Here is an 18,118-nt window from a genome sequence, read left to right as displayed (position 1 = left end):
CGCTAAAAGTCAGCTTGCTCAGGCCCAGCCCATGGTCAGCACGCCAAAGAGAATGACGGCGCCGAGCACGATACGGTAGATGACGAAAGGCCAGGTCGAGAAGCGCTCCAGGAAGCGCATCAGCCCCCAGATGGTGACGAAGGACGCTATGCTGCCGACGATCAGGCCAACGAGCAGAACCGACCAGGCCTCCATCGGAATATGCGCCTTATGGAGCTCATAAAGCTCCTTCAAGCCGGCAAGAGCGATGGCCGGCAAGCCGAGCAGGAAGGAGAACCGGGCCGCCTCCTCTCTTTTCAAACCGAGGAACAGTGCACCGGTCAGGGTCGAACCCGAGCGCGAGACACCGGGGATAAGAGCACCGACCTGCGTGATGCCGACAAAAAGGGCATCCATCAGCGTCATCTGTCCGATATCCTTCCTATGGCGACTGTAAAGCTCGGCGACGGCCAAGAGCAAGCCCATGACCACGCAGGCGATACCGATTACCCAGAGGCTGCGGAAAGACGTGCCGCAAGCGTTCAGGGATGATGACAGCAGCAGGCCGGCGATCACGATCGGTACGGTGGCAATCACGATGGCGATGGCAAGCCGGATGGAAGGAGAGCTCCAATCCCTTTGCCTGATCGCATCGAGCGATCCAAAGGTGACGTAGCGGACGTCGCTCCAGAAATAGGAAACGATCGCTGCAAGTGCTGCGAGCTGCATCGTCGCCGAGAAGGCAGAACCAGGGTCCTGCCAGCCCAGCAAGGCCGGCACCACGCGCATATGGGCAGTGGACGAGACCGGCAGTAGCTCGGTCAATCCCTGCACGATGCCCAGAATTGCGATCTTGGCATAGCCCAGGGCAACAAAGCCCGTATCCACGCCTTGCGTACAAACATCAGCCACGTTTTGATATCCTCAGTTGTTCAGGGGGCTTAGCACCGGAGTGGTGCGACGAACTAGCTGTGAAACTGGTTCCCAAATTGAACTTGGCAATACCTGGCGAAGGTGTCGCCAATTTCACATCGGGACAAGCTGAGGATATAGCCGCGCAGGCTGAACTCTATCTGAAATTGCCGGCTCAAATTTCGGAGTTTGGCGTATTTCTAGCCTTCATCCTCCGGCAACGCCTGCATGTAGCGAATCATGGTGTAGAAGCCGGCGAGGAGGACCAACGCGCCTGCCGCATGATGCAGATTGTGCAGCATCGTATGGTGATGCCTGAGCAGAAGGCAGCTCAGATTATAAAGGGTTATGGCCACCGCCGTCATGAGAGCGGCCAGGAATAGCGCCATGTTTCGCTGAAAGAAATCAATCATCACGCACACCTCATTTGAGTGCCAACAGATTCCATAAGGATTGGGGAGGAATTACGACAAAGGCACTGAGCCGCGGCGCCGTGGCGGGCGAACACCGATGGGGCTCATTTCGTATAGAGCGCGCGCGATCTTTCCAGATGCTTGAGCATGGCCTGCTCGGCGCCATCTGCATCATTTTCAGCCAGGCGCGCGAGGATTTCCTCATGTTCGACAAGCGTGAACTTTTCCTTGCCAGTCCAGATCAGCATGTCGGTATGATAGGCTTTCAGCCATGCGAGCATCGCTTCGCTGACGGCAGCAAAGATCGGATTGCCGGAAATCTGGGCGATGCGCGTATGGAACTGCATGTCCGCAGAAATGAAGTCCTCGGCATGTCCGAGTGAGCTGCGCTGCCGGTCGATGATCTCACTGAGATCGGCAACATCTTTCTTGCTCGCGCGCTGTGCGGCCTCGCGTGCCATGCCGCGCTCGAAGAAGATGCGGGCGCTCTTCAACTGTTCAAGGGAATCAGGTGATTGCGACAACATGATCTTTGCGGTCAGGTCGACCTGCCGAAAGATCGACTTCGCAGTGAGCTGAAGCACCTTGGCACGCTCACCATGGGAAATGTTGACCAGCCCCATATTGGCAAGGGCCTGCATGGCCTCCCGGATCGCCGGACGTCCGACACCGAAGCGTTCCATGAGGACACGCTCTGACGGCATCTCATCACCCGGCTTGAGCTCTCCCGACGTGATCAACCGTTCCAGCCGGTCGAATACTTCATCGGATAGCTTTCGGCGTACAATTTGTTCGACTGGCTCGCCCATGGAATCCCGCTTTCCCAAAGCTTTACTCCCTTATGCATTTTTGGCCGCCATGGCGGAAGCCCCACCCTACCGACAACCGGGCAAAAAATAGTTTGCAGAAGTTGGAATACTCATTATACCAGATCACCAGTTTGCGCCACGCGGAAAATCGTCGGCGAGAGGAGCATTCACCCACTCATGACCATCACCATCACCTACCGTATCGAAACGCCAGGCAGTATCGAGGCGATGGCTCGCAAGATCGCCAGCGATCAGTCGACAGGCACCTTCGTCGCCGTGCCGGGCGAGACGGAAGAACTCAAGGCGCGCGTGGCCGCGCGTGTCGTCGCGATCCACCCCCTTGCTGACGCGGAGCGTCCGACTTGGCCGGAGGTGGCCGAGGGCCACGGTCCGATCCATCGGGCCGATGTCGACATCGCCTTTCCGCTGGATGCGATCGGCACCGATCTTTCGGCACTCATGACGATCGCGATCGGCGGCGTCTTCTCGATCAAGGGCATGACCGGCATCCGCATTGTCGATATGAAGCTGCCGGAGGCCTTCCGCAACGCGCATCCCGGCCCGCAATTCGGCGTTGCCGGCAGCTTGCGCCTGACCGGCGTCAGCGGCCGCCCGATCATCGGCACCATCGTCAAGCCGGCGCTCGGCCTTCGGCCGAAGGAAACGGCGGCACTGGTCGGCGAGCTGATCGGCTCCGGCGTCGATTTCATCAAGGACGACGAGAAGCTGATGAGCCCGGCCTATTCGCCGCTCAAAGAGCGCGTCGAGGCCATCATGCCGCTGATCCTCGATCACGAGCAGAAGACCGGCAAGAAGGTCATGTATGCCTTCGGCATTTCGCATGCGGATCCCGATGAGATGATGCGCAACCACGATCTCGTGCTGAAGGCCGGCGGCAATTGCGCCGTCGTCAATATCAATTCCATCGGCTTCGGCGGCATGAGCTTCCTGCGCAAGCGCTCCGGGCTGGTGTTGCATGCGCATCGCAATGGCTGGGATATCCTGACCCGCCATCCCGGCGCCGGCATGGATTTCAAGGTGTATCAGCAGTTCTGGCGCCTGCTCGGCGTCGACCAATTCCAGATCAATGGCATCAGGATCAAATATTGGGAACCGGACGACAGTTTCGTCGAATCCTTCAAGGCGATCCGCACGCCGCTCTTCGACCCCACAGACTGTCCGCTCCCCGTTGCCGGTTCCGGTCAATGGGGCGGCCAGGCGCCCGAAACCTATCAGCGCACCGGCCGGACGACGGACCTTCTCTATCTCTGCGGCGGCGGCATCGTCAGCCACCCCTTCGGACCGGCGGCCGGCGTTCGTGCGATCCAGCAGGCCTGGCAGGCGGCGGTTTCGGACATTCCGCTTGAACAATATGCCAAGGACCACCCGGAACTTGCCGCCTCGATCGCAAAATTCAGTGACGGCAAGGACGCCTGAGAGCAATGTCCAATCTTCTTCTCAACTATTACGGCGATGATTTTACTGGCTCCACCGACGTCATGGAGGCGCTTGCCTCGAACGGCGTGCCGACGGCTCTCTTTCTCGGCGTTCCGAGCGAAGCCACGCTGGAGCGGTTCAAAGATTGCCGCGCCATCGGCATTGCCGGCACCAGCCGCAGCGAGACGCCGCAATGGATGGACGAGCATCTGACATCAGCATTCGAATGGCTGAAGAGCCTCGATGCTGCGATATGCCATTACAAGGTCTGCTCGACCTTCGATTCCAGCCCCGGGATCGGCAATATCGGCAAGGCAATCGAGATCGGAAAAGCGCTCTTTGCGCAATCCGTCGTACCGGTCGTGGTCGGAGCGCCACAGCTCAAGCGCTACACTGCTTTCGGCCACCTTTTCGCGGCCTATCAGGGCGAAGTCTTCCGTATCGACCGGCACCCGGTCATGAGCCGGCATCCCGTTACGCCGATGGATGAGGCTGATCTAGCCGTGCATCTGAGCAGGCAGACGTCCCTCCCCGTCAGCCTCGCCGATCTCGTCACGATCCGGGCAGCCGACGCCGATGCGCGGATCGATGCGCTGACGGGAGACAAGGAGGGTATCCTGCTGCTTGACGTCGACAGCGCGGAAACGCAGGCCGCCGCAGGACAGCAGCTATGGCGTCTGGCAAGCAAGGGCAACGCCTTCATCGCAGGCTCATCCGGTGTCGAATATGCCCTTCTCGATGCCTGGCGCAACGAAGGTCTGATCGGAGAGAAGCCGGTATTCGCCCCTCCCGGCAAGGTCGATCGTCTGGCAGTCGTTTCCGGCAGTGTATCGCCGACGACTGAACGGCAAATCCGCCGCGCCACGGCCAATGGTTTTGACGGCATCGATCTCGATCCATTGGTGCTTGTCGGTGAAAATGCCCCGCAGGCGTTAGATGCGGCAGTGGCCTCGGGCGTAGCCAGCGTAAAGGCCGGACGCAGCGTCATCCTTCATACCGCGCTCGGTCCGTCCGCTGACCGCGGCGGCGATATCGATCGTATTCCCGGCGCCCGGCATCGCCTGGGGCAGGCTCTCGGCACGATTCTGCGACGGTTGATCGAAGAGGAAACTCTCGGCCGCGCCGTCATCGCCGGCGGTGATACGTCGAGCCACGCGCTCAAGGAATTGCGTGTCGAAGCCCTGACGACACTTCTCCCATTGCCCCAAACGCCGGGATCGCCGCTTTGCACCGCCCATGGCGGCTACGCGCCCACCAATGGCCTGCAGATCGCGCTGAAAGGGGGGCAGGTCGGCACAGACGATTACTTCGCGCAGATCCGCGACGGCAGGGGATCATAGCTGCATCCTTCTTCAGCATGAAGTTGGCATGCTCATTGACTCATCATACCACTTACGATACCACATTCTGAAAGTGAACGAGGTACTAACATGACTGCAATTGCTCTTTTCGGCGCCGGCGGCAAAATGGGCTACCGGCTCGCCAAGAACCTGAAAGGCTCGCGCTTCGATGTGCGCCATGTCGAGGTTAGCGATGCCGGCAAGGCCCGCCTGAAGAATGACCTTTCCGTCGATTGCGTCCCCGTCGATACCGCGCTGGATGGCGCAGACGTCGTGATCCTTGCTGTACCGGATACTGCGATCGGCAAGGTCGCCGCCGGCATTGTCGACAAGCTCAAGCCCGGTACGATGGTCGTCGCCCTCGACGCCGCAGCCCCCTTTGCAGGCCATCTGCCGCAGCGCGAAGACCTCATCTATTTCGTCACCCATCCCTGCCATCCGCCGATCTTCAACGACGAGACCGACATGCAGGCCAAGAAGGACCATTTCGGCGGCCTCTTTGCCAAGCAGCATATCGTTTCGGCGCTGATGCAGGGTCCGGAAAGCGCCTATGCTCTCGGCGAGGAAATCGCCAAGGTCATCTGGGCGCCCGTCATGCGCTCGCATCGCGTCACCGTCGAGCAGATGGCAATGCTGGAGCCGGGTCTTTCAGAGACCGTCTGCGCCTCGCTGCTCGTCGTCATGCGCCAGGCCATGGATGAATGCGTCGCACGCGGCGTTCCGGCGGAAGCTGCCCGCGACTTCCTGCTCGGCCACATGAACGTGCTCGGCGCCGTCATCTTCAAGGAAGTCGATGGCGTCTTCTCCGACGCCTGCAACAAGGCGATCGAATTCGGCATTCCTGCCTTGATGCGCGACGACTGGAAGAAGGTGTTCGAGCCGCAGGAAATCGCAGACAGCATCCGTCGCATCACCTGATAGACGTCCCGGGAGGGCGTCGCCCTCCCTTTGCCGCCCTGCTGGGAACAGGGCCTGTTTCATAACTGGGAGGAGACCATGAAACTGAGACGCAGACTGACACTTGCAGCCTTTACCGGCGCACTAGCGCTGGGCACGGCAATGCCGGCTTTCGCGGCCGATTTGATCGCCATCATCACGCCGGCCTTCGATAATCCATTCTTCAAGGCAGAGGCCGTCGGCGCCGAAGCCAAGGCAAAAGAGCTGGGTTACGAGACGCTGGTCATGACGCATGACGACGATGCCAACAAGCAATCGGAAGTCATCGACACGGCTATCGGGCGTGGCGCCAAGGCCATCATCCTCGACAATGCCGGTGCGGATGCGACGGTCGCCGCCCTGAAGAAGGCCAAGGATGCGGGCATCCCGTCCTTCCTCATCGACCGCGAAATCAACATCACCGGCATCGCCGTCGCCCAGATCGTTTCCAACAATTACCAGGGCGCCCAGCTCGGTGCGCAGGAATTCGTCAAACTGATGGGCGAGAAGGGCAATTATGCCGAGCTCGTCGGCCGCGAAGCCGATACCAATGCCGGTATCCGCTCGCAGGGCTACCACGACGTTATCGACGACTATCCGGATCTGAAGCTGGTCGCCAAGCAGTCGGCGAACTGGAGCCAGACCGAGGCTTATGCCAAGATGGAAACCATCCTGCAGGCAAATCCTGACATCAAGGGTGTGATCTCGGGCAACGACACCATGGCGATGGGTGCGATTGCCGCTCTGCAGGCCGCCGGCCGCAAGGATGTGATCGTCGTCGGCTTCGACGGCTCGAACGATGTGCGCGACTCCATCAAGGCGGGCGGCATCAAGGCGACGGTCATGCAGCCGGCCTACGCCCAGGCTCAGAAAGCGGTCGAACAGGCCGACGCCTATATCAAGAACAAGACGGCGCCGAAGGATGAGAAGCAATTGATGGATTGCGTCCTCATCAATGCCGACAACGCCGATAAGCTTGAGACCTTCGCACTGAAGAACTGATGGCGGACCACTAGAGCCTGATGATTTTAGGTCTGTTCGACCTAAAATCTGAATCCGCTCTAGAATCAAAGAAGTAGAGCGCGATGTCGTCCGAAAATCGCCTACACTTTTCGGCATCACGCTCTGGGTTGGAGGGCGCGGCAGAACCGCGCTCTCCGGAGCTTTTCTGCAAGATCGAGGTGCATTGCATGTTGAGGATCAGGGGCGCGCTCGTGGCCTTTGTATTGGCCGCGGCATTGCCCGGCTGCAAGATTATCAAGACGCCGACGCCCGAGGAGAAGGCGGCAGCGGCGGCAAAGAGTGCCTTCGACCCCGCAACCAAAGTGGAGGCGATCTGGCAACCCCAGGTACTGCCCGCCATTGATAAACGCGCGGGCGACCTCAAGACGGTGTTGCAGGCTATAGCCGCGAATCCCGATGACGCCGGCGTGAAATACGGAAATCCGCGAAAACAGGCTTCGTCGCCCTGGACCTACGCCGTCAAGCTGAGCGGCAAGATCGTGGCTGCCGACACAGCCTCCCGCGCGGGCACCCTCGACGTCGATGTGGATGGCGACGGCAAGGCGGATGCGAAGGTGCAGATCGGCCCGGCGGTCCGCGGCACGGCGCTGCGCGACGCGCTGGATTTCCTGGACTTCAACGAATTCAGGAACCAGATCGAATGGGCTCAATTCGGCAAAGCCTTCAATGAGAAAGCAAACTCATCCTTTCTGGCAGCTCTGCCTCGCGACGGGCTGATTGGAAAGACGGTCAGCGTAACGGGTGCGTTTCCGCTCCTCCCTTCCGGTCAGCTGCCTTTTATCACCCCTTCGGCCCTGACATTGGGGCAATGACCATGAGCGAAACCCCAAGCAACGACATCATCCTGCGCCTGGAGGACGTTTCCAAGGTTTATTCCGGCATCGTCGCCGTAAAGCATGCCAACCTCGAGCTGCACCGCGGCGCGGTCAATGTGCTTGTCGGCGAAAACGGCGCCGGCAAATCTACCCTGATGAAGATCATCGCCGGCGTCGAACGGCCGACTTCGGGGCGCATCCTGCTTGAGGGCGAGGAAGTCTCCTTCAGCAGCCCGGCCGACGCGCAGGCTCGCGGAATCGGCATGATCTTCCAGGAGCTCAATCTCTTCGCCAATATGACAGTGGCCGAAAACATCTTTGCCACGCGTGAAATCACCCGCGGCATTTTCGGTATCGATCACAAGGCGCAGATCGCAAGGGCCAACGAGTTTCTGGATCGGCTCGATGCCGGCATAAGCGCCGAAACCATGGTAGAGGATCTGCCAATCGGGCAGCAGCAGCTTGTCGAGATCGCCAAGGCCATCTCGCTCGATGCCCGTATCCTGATCATGGATGAGCCGACATCGGCGCTATCCGCGACAGAAGTCGATATTCTGTTCAAGGTCATTGCGGAGCTGAAGGCTCACGGTGTGGCGATCGTCTATATCTCGCACCGGCTGGACGAGCTGATGCGGATTGGCGACTATATTACCGTGCTGCGCGACGGGCAGATCACCGGCCAGGCCATGGTTCGCGATATCGATACGAAATGGATCGTCCGGTCGATGATCGGATCGGATGCCAAGGACTTTGCCAGGGACGGAGGCCATACGATCGGCAAGGAAGCCTTCCGTGCCGAGCAGATCAGCCTGCCGAGACGTACGGGCGGCCTTGCCGTCGATCATGTCTCGCTGTCGGTGCGTGCCGGCGAAATCCTCGGCATCTACGGCCTGATGGGTGCCGGGCGCAGCGAATTCTTCGAATGCGTGATGGGCCGGCATATGCATTCGACCGGGCGGATCTACATCGATGGCGTGGAGGTTCGCGCCCGCGACACCACCCGGCGCATCCGGCATGGCCTCGCCTTGATTCCGGAGGACCGTCAGCGCGAAGGATTAGTGCAGGTGCTGTCGATCGCCAGCAATTTGACGCTTGCGAGCCTCGGCCGCTTCGCCCGGCTGTTTTTCCATATCGATCCAGGTGCCGAAAAGAACGCCATTCGCGACATGATCCGCGATCTCTCGATCAAGGCGCCCAATCCCGATTTCGAGGTTACCTCCATGTCCGGCGGCAACCAGCAGAAGGTCGTCATCGGCAAGGCGCTGATGACCGATCCGAAGGTGCTTTTGATGGACGAGCCGAGCCGCGGCATCGATGTCGGCGCCAAGGCTGATGTCTTTCGCACCATGCGCAGGCTCGCCGGCAAGGGCCTGGCAATCTTGTTTTCAACCTCCGACCTTGAAGAGGTCATGGCTCTTTCGGACCGCATCGCAGTGCTCAGCAACGGCAAACTCGTGACCGTTCTCGACCGAAGCGAAGCGACGGAAGAGGCCATCATCGCGGCATCCGCCAAGGGACACGGACATACAGGGAAACTCGCGTCATGACCGCAGATACCTCTTCCGGCCTTGCGGCCGATCGCTCGAACGGCTCCGTTCTCCTGACGCTGATGAAGCTCAGGACCTTCATCGCGCTGTTCGCCGTCGTCATCTTTTTTGCGATCTTTGCACCGAATTTCACCTCGACCGCCAACATCATCCTGATGTCCAAGCACGTCGCGCTCAACGCCTTTCTGGCCATGGGCATGACCTTCGTGATCGTCACCGGCGGGATCGATCTATCGGTCGGTTCGATCGTCGGCCTTTGCGGCATGGTGGCCGGTGCCCTCATCCTCAATGGCGTCGAACTGCCGATCGGATATACGGTCTACTTCAACATCTACGAGATCATCCTTATCACACTGGCCGTCGGCCTAGGGATTGGTCTCATCAACGGCCTGCTCATCACCAAGCTCAACGTCGCGCCCTTCATCGCCACGCTTGGAACGCTCTACATCGCCCGCGGCCTGGCGCTTCTGTCTTCCGACGGTCAGACCTTCCCGAATCTCGTGGGCCGGCCGGAATATGATACGACGGGCTTCGATGTCTTTGGCGCCGGCCGCCTGCTCGGCCTTCCCGTTTCCATCTGGATCCTGATCGTGCTGGCGCTACTCGCCGCTTACGTCGCCCGCTCGACGCCGATTGGCCGGCACATCTTCGCCGTCGGCGGAAACGAGCGCGCCGCGCGCATGTCCGGCATCCGCGTCGATGTGGTCAAGATCTTCGTCTATATGTTCTCAGGCCTCTGCGCCGCGATCGTCGGCATCGTCATATCGTCGGAGCTGATGGCGGCACATCCGGCAACCGGCGAAAGCTTCGAGCTGAACGCGATCGCGGCGGCCGTGCTCGGCGGCACTTCCATGTCCGGCGGCCGCGGCACCATCGGCGGGACGATCATCGGCGCCTTCGTCATCGGCATTCTTTCGGACGGGCTCGTGATGATGGGCGTCTCATCCTTCTGGCAGATGGTCATCAAGGGGCTGGTCATCATCATCGCTGTCGTCGTGGATCAGGCGCAACGGCGCCTGCAGCAGCGCGTAACTCTCATGCAAATGGCAAAGGCAGGCTGAAATGGCAGAACTCAAGTGCGCATTGATCGGTTGCGGCTTTTTCGCGATCAATCAGATGCATGCGTGGCGAGACATTAAAGGCGCCAGCATCGTTGCGATCTGCGATCGCGACCTGGAGCGGCTGAAGATCGTCGGCGACCAGTTCGGCATCGAGCGTCGCTACACGGATGCCGCAGCGATGTTCATCGACGGTGGCTTCGATTTCGTCGACATCGCAACGACGGTGCAAAGCCATCGCACCCTGGTGGAGATGGCGGCCTCTCACAAGATCCCGGCGATCTGCCAGAAGCCTTTCGCAAAGACGCTGAGCGATGCAAAGGCAATGGTCGCGATCTGTGCTGCGGCCGGCGTGCCGCTGATGGTGCATGAGAACTTTCGCTGGCAGACGCCTATTCAGGCCGTCAAGCATGCCCTCCAGTCCGGCGCGATCGGCGAGCCCTTCTGGGGACGTTTCTCTTTCCGCTCCGGCTACGACGTGTTTTCGGGACAACCCTATCTGGCCGAAGGCGAACGGTTCATTATCGAGGATCTCGGTATCCACACGCTCGATATCGCCCGCTTCATCCTCGGCGACGTCACCTCGTTGACGGCCCGCACCAAACGGGTCAATCCCAAGATCAAGGGCGAGGATGTCGCAACCATCCTGCTCGACCATGAGAACGGCGCGACCTCGATCGTCGACGTCAGCTACGCCTCCAAGCTTGCGACCGAGCCCTTTCCGGAGACGCTGATCGAACTCGACGGTACGAAGGGTAGCATTCGCCTCTCGCGAGGTTATCACCTCGAGGTCAATGGTCCCGATGGCGCGAGCGTCACGGACGCATCGCCGCGACTTCTGTCCTGGGCCTCGCGCCCCTGGCACAATATCCAGGAAAGCGTTCTGGCGATCCAGCAGCATTGGATCGACCGTCTTGCTTATGGCGGCGAGACTTCCACGTCAGGCGCCGACAATCTCAAGACGCTGGCACTTGTCGAGGCCGCCTATGAGAGTGCGGCCAGCGGGCGCCTGATCGATATCGGAGCGATGCTGCGATGAAGACCGAGATCGACCCGTTTCAGCTTTACGGCACGCGCGAGCTCGAAACGCCGCCGATGCGACTAACTTCGGGCAGGCTGGATGTCGATTTCAAGGATGGCAATCTCCGGACCATTCGCTATGATGGCATCGAGGTTCTGCGGGCTGTTTCTTATCTGATCCGCGATCGCGATTGGGGCACCTATTCGCCCGATATCGACGATCTACGGATCGAGCAGCGTCACGATGGTTTTTTCGTCAGCTATCTGGCGCGCTGCGCCGGCCCCGAGACCACCGAGCTTACAGTCGACGTTCGGATAACGGCTCAAGTCGACGAGGCCCTGATCTTCGAAGCAACAGCGCTCTCGACGACCGGCTTCGAAACCAACCGCTGCGGCTTCTGTATCCTGCACCCGATCGTCGGCGTTGCAGGGATGCCTGTCTCGGTTGAGCATGTCGATGGCAGCCGCGAGAGCACGCATTTTCCCGACCTCATCGAACCCTGGCAGCCCTTCAAGGATATGCGGGCAATTACACATAGCGTGGTGGCGAACGTAACAGCCGAATGCCGCATGGAAGGCGACACCTTCGAGATGGAAGACCAGCGCAACTGGTCCGATGCTTCCTACAAGACCTACGTTCGCCCGCTCGCCCTACCCTGGCCTTATCGAATTCCGGCTGGAAAGCCGATGCGGCAGCGCATCGTTTTGACCATCGGGGATATGCGCAGCCTGCCTCCCGCCTCCACCTATGGTTCGGAAGAAACGCCCGCGGTCGGGCTTAGCGCTGGAGCAAGGTCCGGAACCATGCCGTCCATCGGCCTTGTCATTGCGCCGGAGGAGGCGGATGCGACGCTAGCTGCGCGCGACCGGCTGGCTGAAATCGGACCGCAGGAGCTGCTGTTTCACTTCGATCCCGATGCCGGCCATGGTGCTGACGCCTTCAGACGCTTCGCCGCTGTTGCCGCACTCCATCCAGGCAAATCGACGCTCGAAATCGCACTGCCATGCCGCCAGGCACCTCCTGTCGAGACACAGCAAATAGCAGACTGGATGCAGGCGGCCGGCTTCAAACCCGATGCAATCATGATCTCGCCTTCCGTCGACCGGCAATCGACCCCGCCGGGCAGCAAATGGCCGGAATGTCCGCCGCTCGAGGAGGTCTACGCCGCCGCGCATGCAGCCTTTCCCGATATGCGTATCGGCGGCGGCATGCTGAGCTACTTCACCGAACTCAATCGCAAACGAGTGCCCGCGGGCGCTCTGGATTTCATCACTCATTGCACGAATCCGATCGTGCATGCAGCCGACGATCTCAGCGTCATGCAGACGCTGGAAGCACTGCCATTCATCACACGTTCCATACGTGCCATCTACGGCGACAAACCCTACCGTATCGGCCCATCCACAATACCGATGCGACAGAATCCCTATGGCAGCCGGACAATGGACAATCCCCGCGGCGGCCGTATCGCCATGGCTAACATCGACCCGCGGCACAATGCCCGTTTTGCGGAAGCCTTTGCGTTGGGCTACGCCGCCCGTGTCCTCGATGCCGGATTGGAATGCCTGACGCTTTCGGCACTGACAGGATCTTTCGGGCTGATCGCCGGAGAGAACGAACCGTCGGCGGCAGGCGCCAAACGACCGCTGTTCAATACGGTCGCGACGCTGTCACGCCTCGCCGGCCAGCAATGGCAAGAATGCCGGTCGTCCGATCCGAGCGCGGTACTCAGCTTCATCACGGTACAATCCGACGGAGCGCGGTCGCTCCATCTGGTCAGTATCACACCCATCCCACAACTGGTGGAGTTGGGGGAGTTCCGACTTAAGGAACAGAGCGGAAGCAACAGGCTCATGCTTGATGCCTACGGCACTCTTTCGGCTGAGTTGATGGATTGACCTTCAATCGTAGACGCGCATGTTAGTCCCAACAATCGCAATGATTTGGAGGACTGCGTGAAGACGAAGAAGCTGATCAACGAAGGCGCGGCCGCCGTGGATGAAATGCTAGCTGGGATCTTGGCAGCACATCCGCGCCATCTCCGCGCCGTTGAAGGATCGCCACGCTCAATCGTGGCAAACAATGGCCCGCGAGCCGGCAAGGTCGGCCTGGTCATCGGCGGTGGTTCCGGGCATGAGCCGACATTTCTCGGCTTCGTCGGCAAGGGGCTGGCCGATGCCGCCGCTATAGGTAATGTCTTTGCCTCACCGCCGCCCGATCCGATCATCGAATGCGCCAAGGCCGTCGATGGCGGCGCCGGCGTGCTGTTCATGTATGGCAATTATGCCGGCGACGTCATGAATTTCGACATGGCGGCGGAAATGCTGGCCATGGACGATATCGAGGTGCGTACCGTCCTGACGACGGATGACATCGCCTCGGCGCCGATCGATCAGAAAGAGCGCCGCCGCGGGGTTGCGGGCAATGTCTTCATCTTCAAGGCCGCCGGTGCCGCCTGCGATCTGATGTACGGTTTCGACGATGTGGAACGGGTGGCACGCTGGGCGAATGAGCGCACCTATACGATGGGTGTTGCGCTTTCGCCTTGCTCGCTGCCACAGACACGCAAGCCGAATTTCGAGATCGGCGCCGACGAGATGGAAATCGGCATGGGTATTCATGGCGAACCCGGTGTCGCTCGCGGACCAATGCGATCGGCAGACGAAGTAACGAGCGAACTTGTCGGCAGGATCCTCGATGAAATGAAGCCGGCACCGGGCGACCGGGTCGCAGTGCTCGTCAATTCGCTTGGCTCGACGCCGCTGATGGAACTCTACATCATGATGCGCAAGGTCAAGTCGATGCTCGACCATGCGGGCGTCGTCATTCACCTATCGCTGGTTGGCAACTATTGTACATCGCTGGAAATGGCCGGCGCCTCGATCACGCTCATGCATCTGGACGACGAGCTGCAACGGCTCATCGATCACCCCTGCGATTGCGCCATGTTCCGCTCCGGCGAGGCGCTGTCATGACCATGATAGGAACAGAAGAGCTGAAGTCACTTTTCGTGCGGATCGCCGAAGCGATGGCGCGCGAGAAGGACCGTCTATGTGAACTGGACGGCGTGATCGGCGACGCTGACCACGGCATCGCTATGGAGCTAGGCTTCGCCGCCGCAGCTAAGGCGGTTTCGGAGCTGGATTCATCGACATCCGATCCGACGCTGGTCTTCAACACGGCAGCGAAGTCCTTCCTCAACGCCGTGGGTGCCTCGTCCGGGCCGCTCTATGCGACCGCCCTAATGCGTGCGGGTGCCGTCGCCAAAGGGAAGAGCACGCTGAACGACGACGATATGGTCGAGGTGTTTTCGGCCCTCGCCAAGGGCATCCAGGATCGAGGCAAGGCGGAGGTCGGCGAAAAGACCATGGTCGATGCCTGGGCGCCTGCCGCCGCAGCCTGCCGCGCTGCCCGGGATCAAGGGCTTTCACTTGCCGGCTGTTTGGCCGCCGCTCTTGAAGCCGGTGAAGCGGGGGGCGAAGCCACCAAAGATATGATCGCGGCAAAAGGCCGGTCATCGCGCCTCGGCGACCGAGCGCTGGGGCACATGGATCCTGGCGCCGCGTCGGCCGTCGTCGTTATGGCCTGCTTTCGCGACCACTTCATATGATACTGCTGATAAGCTCATCATACCAGTTGACATGTTGACAACGATTTGTCAAAACCGCCCTCAGCTTTGCTCAGAGGAGGACGGGAAATGGCTGGCAACTTCAAATATGCGCGTTGGTTCGGCGCTGCTGCGATAGCGGCGACGGCTTTTTCGGCAACGAATGTTGCCGCAGAAGACTTGACGCTGTGGACATTGAACTTCGACAATGGTGCGGCAAACAGCGCGCTTAAGAAGGTGGCGAAGGATTTCGAAGCCGCCAATCCCGGCACCCATATCGAAATCGTCCAGCGCGGCGTCGATGAGCACAAGACCGCGCTTCGTGTTGCAGCGGGTTCGAGCAAAGGCCCGGATATCTATTTCAGCTGGGCCGGACTTGGCCTTGGGGGCGAATATGTGAAGGCGGGCCTCTCGCTGCCGCTGGACAAATACTACACTCAATACAAGTGGAACGACGAACTGCTTCCGTCCGCCGCCGCTTTTGCCGATCTCTATCCCGGCGGCAAGCATGGCGTTCCCTTCACCTTCAAGGGTGAAGCGATCTACTACAACAAGAAGCTCTTCCAGAAGGCTGGTATCACCGGGGAACCGAAGACCTACGAGGAGCTGCTGGCCGCAGCCGGCAAGCTCAAGGCCGCCGGCATTCCGGCCTTCACCTTCGGCGGCTCGGTCAACTGGCATGTCATGCGCCTGATGGACGTGCTGCTCGAAACCAAGTGCGGCGCCGACAAGCATGACGCGCTGATGGCGATGAAGGCCGATTGGACGAAGGAGCCCTGCGCGACCGACGCCTTCACCGAATTCGCCAAGTGGACGAAGGATTACACGCTGAAGCCCTTCATGGGGATCAGCAACCAGCAGTCCTATACGCTGTTCGTCGCCGGCCGCGCCGCGATGATGCTCGAAGGCGACTGGCTGGTCAGCCAGCTGAGCGGCAGCAAGGTCAATCTCGACGATTACGGCATCGTGCCGTTCCCGACGAACACCAATCGCCTCTATGGCTTTGCCGAGTACAATTACGTCAGCACCAAGAGCAAAAGCCCGGATCTTGCCGCCAAGTTCCTCGACTATTTCCTGTCGACGAAAGTGCAGCAGGATCTCGTTGGCCAGATCAGCTCGATCTCGGTCAACAAGAATGTCCAGTACACCGACCAGAAGCCGCTCGAGGCGAAATGGCTTGAGATCTTCAAGACCTACAGCAAGGTCTACATGAATGGCGACCAGGCCTTCCCGCTTGACGTGACAACCGAATACTTCCGGGTGATCAACGATGTCGCCTCCGGCAACGTCCAGCCGGCCGATGCTGCCAAGCAGCTGCAGACCTTCATCGCCGGTCGTACCTGATCTATCGAGGGGGCCGCCAATGCCAGTTGTGGCGACGGCTCCCTCACCTTCATGCCCACGTGCCAGCTGCCGCCGGGAGCAAGCAGAATGTCATTCCGCAATCGTACTCATGACCCCCGCTTTCAGGCAGCGATCCTGCTTGCCCCGGCCATGCTGATCTATGTGATTTTCGCGCTCTATCCGATGCTGAACGTGGTGGTGCTAAGCTTCCAGAAATGGAACGGCCTCGACCCGCAGCGCCCCTTCGTCGGCCTCGCGAACTATCAGTATATCTTCACGCAGGATCCGGTCTTCTGGGTTGCCTTCCGCAACACGGTGATCTGGACGATCATGTGTGTGATCTTTCCGCCCATGGTCGGGCTGCTGCTGGCGCTGAGCCTCAATCAGAAGCTCTTTGCCCGCAATACCTTTCGCGCCATCTTCTATCTACCTGTTATCATCGCCCCGATTGCGGTCGCGACCATGTGGAAGTGGATGTATGATCCCTTCTTCGGTCTCTTCACGGAAATCCTGACGTCGATGGGCCTGCAGGGCTGGATCCAGGACTGGCTCGGCGACAAGGATATCGCACTTTATTCGGTCTTCGTCGCCTTTCTCTGGCAATCCGTCGGCTTTTCCATGGTGCTGTTTCTCGCCGGCCTGCAGAATGTCTCGCAGACGCTAGTGGAAGCCGCCCGCATCGACGGCGCCGGGCGTTGGAATATCTTCCGCTACGTCACTCTGCCCGCGCTGCGCACGACGCTGACCATCGTGCTGGTGCTGTCGGTCATTTCCTCATTGAAGGCCTTCGATATCGTTTACGGCCTGACCGGTGGCGGGCCGGCGCAATCGACCCAAATGCTGGCGCTTTGGGCCTTCACGCAGGCCATGCAGATCTTCGATTTCGGCCGCGGTGCTGCGATCTCCGTCGTCCTGCTGCTCATCACCATCGCCATCGTCATCCCGTATCTGCGCTGGACGCAGAAGCATGAGGAGGCCGAACAATGACGGCAACATCGGCCACATCCATTTCGGACGACTTCGAGACCATCATACCGGCAAAGCGCAAGCGGGACCCTGTTCTGATCGGCCTATGGATCGCACTGCTGGTCGTCGCCGCGATCTGGCTTGCACCTTTCGTCTTCATCGTCTTCACCTCGCTGAAGACACAGGCCGATGTGACATCGACCGGTGCCTTCATGCCGCCGCTCGATCCGGCCTTTGAAAATTATTCGAGCGCCTGGGGGCGCGGCAATTTCGCCAATGCCTTCCTGAACAGCACCATCATCACTGTGATCAAGGTGCCGCTCGGTCTCATCCTCTCGGCGATGGCCGCCTATGCACTCGCCAAGATCCGGCTGCGGTTCAGCAAGTTGCTGCTGCTCCTCGTCGTTTTCGGCACGATGATCCCGTTTCAGGTCATGCTGGCGCCGCTGTTCACGCTGGTCAATTCACTCGGGCTCATCGACACCTACCCGGGCGTGATCCTGCCCTATATCGCCTTCGGCGTGCCTTATCAGGTCTTCATTCTCCACGGCTTCTTCAAAGGCATCCCGAAGGAGCTGTCGGAAGCCGCCCTGATCGACGGCGCAAGCCATTTCACCATTTTCCGCCGGATATTCTTGCCCGTCTGCCTGCCAGTGCTCGCCGCACTGCTGATCCTGGACTTCGTCTCGACATGGAATGAATTCGCCATGGCGCTCGTGCTACTGCAGGACCAGCATATGTGGACGCTGCCGCTCGGACTCATGTCCTTCCAGGGGCAGTTTTCCAATGATTACGGGCAGTTGAACGCAGCGATCGTCATGACCGTGTTGCCGGCCACCATCGTTTATCTGATCTTCCAGCGCTACTTCGTCTCCGGTCTCACTTCCGGCGCGGTCAAGGGCTGAGCGGTC

At 60.0% G+C, this 18,118-nt stretch carries 17 protein-coding genes; 15 read left to right on the top strand and 2 right to left on the bottom strand.

Annotated elements, in window-relative coordinates:
* Nucleotides 1-18: 18 nt before the first annotated feature.
* Nucleotides 19-891, bottom strand: a complete 873-nt coding sequence (locus AC13QE_RS04685; protein ID WP_488482781.1) for an undecaprenyl-diphosphate phosphatase — start codon at nucleotides 889-891, stop codon at nucleotides 19-21.
* A 59-nt stretch (nucleotides 892-950) separates the two neighbouring features.
* On the opposite strand from AC13QE_RS04685, the gene AC13QE_RS04680 reads away from it, so the two are divergent.
* Nucleotides 951-1,274 (top strand): hypothetical protein, encoded by a 324-nt coding sequence (locus AC13QE_RS04680; RefSeq protein ID WP_488482780.1) that lies wholly within the window; start codon nucleotides 951-953, stop codon nucleotides 1,272-1,274.
* Between the two features lie 134 nt (nucleotides 1,275-1,408).
* On the opposite strand, the gene AC13QE_RS04675 is transcribed toward AC13QE_RS04680, so the two are convergent.
* Entirely contained in the window at nucleotides 1,409-2,113 is a 705-nt protein-coding gene (locus AC13QE_RS04675; RefSeq protein WP_488482779.1) for a transcriptional regulator NanR, read from the bottom strand.
* A gap of 177 nt (nucleotides 2,114-2,290) precedes the next feature.
* Between AC13QE_RS04675 and oiaX the strand changes: the two genes are divergently transcribed.
* From oiaX to AC13QE_RS04605, 14 genes are all read left to right on the top strand, one after another.
* On the top strand, nucleotides 2,291-3,550 hold the full coding sequence (oiaX, locus tag AC13QE_RS04670) for a 3-oxo-isoapionate-4-phosphate decarboxylase OiaX (RefSeq protein ID WP_488482778.1): 1,260 nt from the start codon (nucleotides 2,291-2,293) through the stop codon (nucleotides 3,548-3,550).
* 5 nt (nucleotides 3,551-3,555) lie between these two features.
* A complete protein-coding gene (locus AC13QE_RS04665; RefSeq protein WP_488482777.1) occupies nucleotides 3,556-4,890 on the top strand; it encodes a four-carbon acid sugar kinase family protein in 1,335 nt (444 codons plus the stop codon).
* A gap of 90 nt (nucleotides 4,891-4,980) precedes the next feature.
* Entirely contained in the window at nucleotides 4,981-5,808 is an 828-nt protein-coding gene (locus tag AC13QE_RS04660) for a phosphogluconate dehydrogenase C-terminal domain-containing protein (protein WP_488482776.1), read from the top strand.
* Nucleotides 5,809-5,886: 78 nt separating this feature from the next.
* Nucleotides 5,887-6,828, top strand: coding sequence for a substrate-binding domain-containing protein (locus AC13QE_RS04655; RefSeq protein ID WP_488482775.1), 942 nt, complete (start codon nucleotides 5,887-5,889; stop codon nucleotides 6,826-6,828).
* A 188-nt stretch (nucleotides 6,829-7,016) separates the two neighbouring features.
* On the top strand, nucleotides 7,017-7,661 hold the full coding sequence (locus AC13QE_RS04650) for a DUF2291 family protein (protein ID WP_488482876.1): 645 nt from the start codon (nucleotides 7,017-7,019) through the stop codon (nucleotides 7,659-7,661).
* Entirely contained in the window at nucleotides 7,658-9,211 is a 1,554-nt protein-coding gene (locus AC13QE_RS04645; RefSeq protein ID WP_488482774.1) for a sugar ABC transporter ATP-binding protein, read from the top strand. The genes AC13QE_RS04650 and AC13QE_RS04645 overlap by 4 nt, the downstream gene beginning before the upstream one ends.
* Nucleotides 9,208-10,272: an ABC transporter permease gene (locus AC13QE_RS04640; protein WP_488482773.1), complete on the top strand. Its 1,065-nt coding sequence runs from the start codon at nucleotides 9,208-9,210 to the stop codon at nucleotides 10,270-10,272. The genes AC13QE_RS04645 and AC13QE_RS04640 overlap by 4 nt, the downstream gene beginning before the upstream one ends.
* A gap of 1 nt (nucleotide 10,273) precedes the next feature.
* The gene (locus AC13QE_RS04635; RefSeq protein ID WP_488482772.1) at nucleotides 10,274-11,308 is read left to right on the top strand and encodes a Gfo/Idh/MocA family protein; all 1,035 of its coding nucleotides are present in this window, start codon (nucleotides 10,274-10,276) and stop codon (nucleotides 11,306-11,308) included.
* Complete coding sequence (gene apnL / locus AC13QE_RS04630) at nucleotides 11,305-13,188, top strand: D-apionate lactonase (RefSeq protein ID WP_488482771.1); 1,884 nt, start codon at nucleotides 11,305-11,307, stop codon at nucleotides 13,186-13,188. Before AC13QE_RS04635 ends, apnL begins: the two co-directional genes overlap by 4 nt.
* Before the next feature lie 57 nt (nucleotides 13,189-13,245).
* Nucleotides 13,246-14,265, top strand: coding sequence for a dihydroxyacetone kinase subunit DhaK (locus AC13QE_RS04625; RefSeq protein WP_488482770.1), 1,020 nt, complete (start codon nucleotides 13,246-13,248; stop codon nucleotides 14,263-14,265).
* Nucleotides 14,262-14,900: a dihydroxyacetone kinase subunit DhaL gene (gene dhaL, locus AC13QE_RS04620; RefSeq protein WP_488482769.1), complete on the top strand. Its 639-nt coding sequence runs from the start codon at nucleotides 14,262-14,264 to the stop codon at nucleotides 14,898-14,900. Before AC13QE_RS04625 ends, dhaL begins: the two co-directional genes overlap by 4 nt.
* A gap of 87 nt (nucleotides 14,901-14,987) precedes the next feature.
* Nucleotides 14,988-16,241 (top strand): ABC transporter substrate-binding protein, encoded by a 1,254-nt coding sequence (locus AC13QE_RS04615; RefSeq protein ID WP_488482768.1) that lies wholly within the window; start codon nucleotides 14,988-14,990, stop codon nucleotides 16,239-16,241.
* Between the two features lie 87 nt (nucleotides 16,242-16,328).
* Complete coding sequence (locus AC13QE_RS04610; RefSeq protein WP_183713856.1) at nucleotides 16,329-17,228, top strand: carbohydrate ABC transporter permease; 900 nt, start codon at nucleotides 16,329-16,331, stop codon at nucleotides 17,226-17,228.
* The gene (locus AC13QE_RS04605) at nucleotides 17,225-18,112 is read left to right on the top strand and encodes a carbohydrate ABC transporter permease (protein ID WP_015342974.1); all 888 of its coding nucleotides are present in this window, start codon (nucleotides 17,225-17,227) and stop codon (nucleotides 18,110-18,112) included. Before AC13QE_RS04610 ends, AC13QE_RS04605 begins: the two co-directional genes overlap by 4 nt.
* Nucleotides 18,113-18,118: the final 6 nt, after the last annotated feature.

This window comes from Martinezella sp. CNPSo 3957 (assembly GCF_057784395.1).
This window is presented reverse-complemented; position numbering and strand designations above follow the sequence as displayed.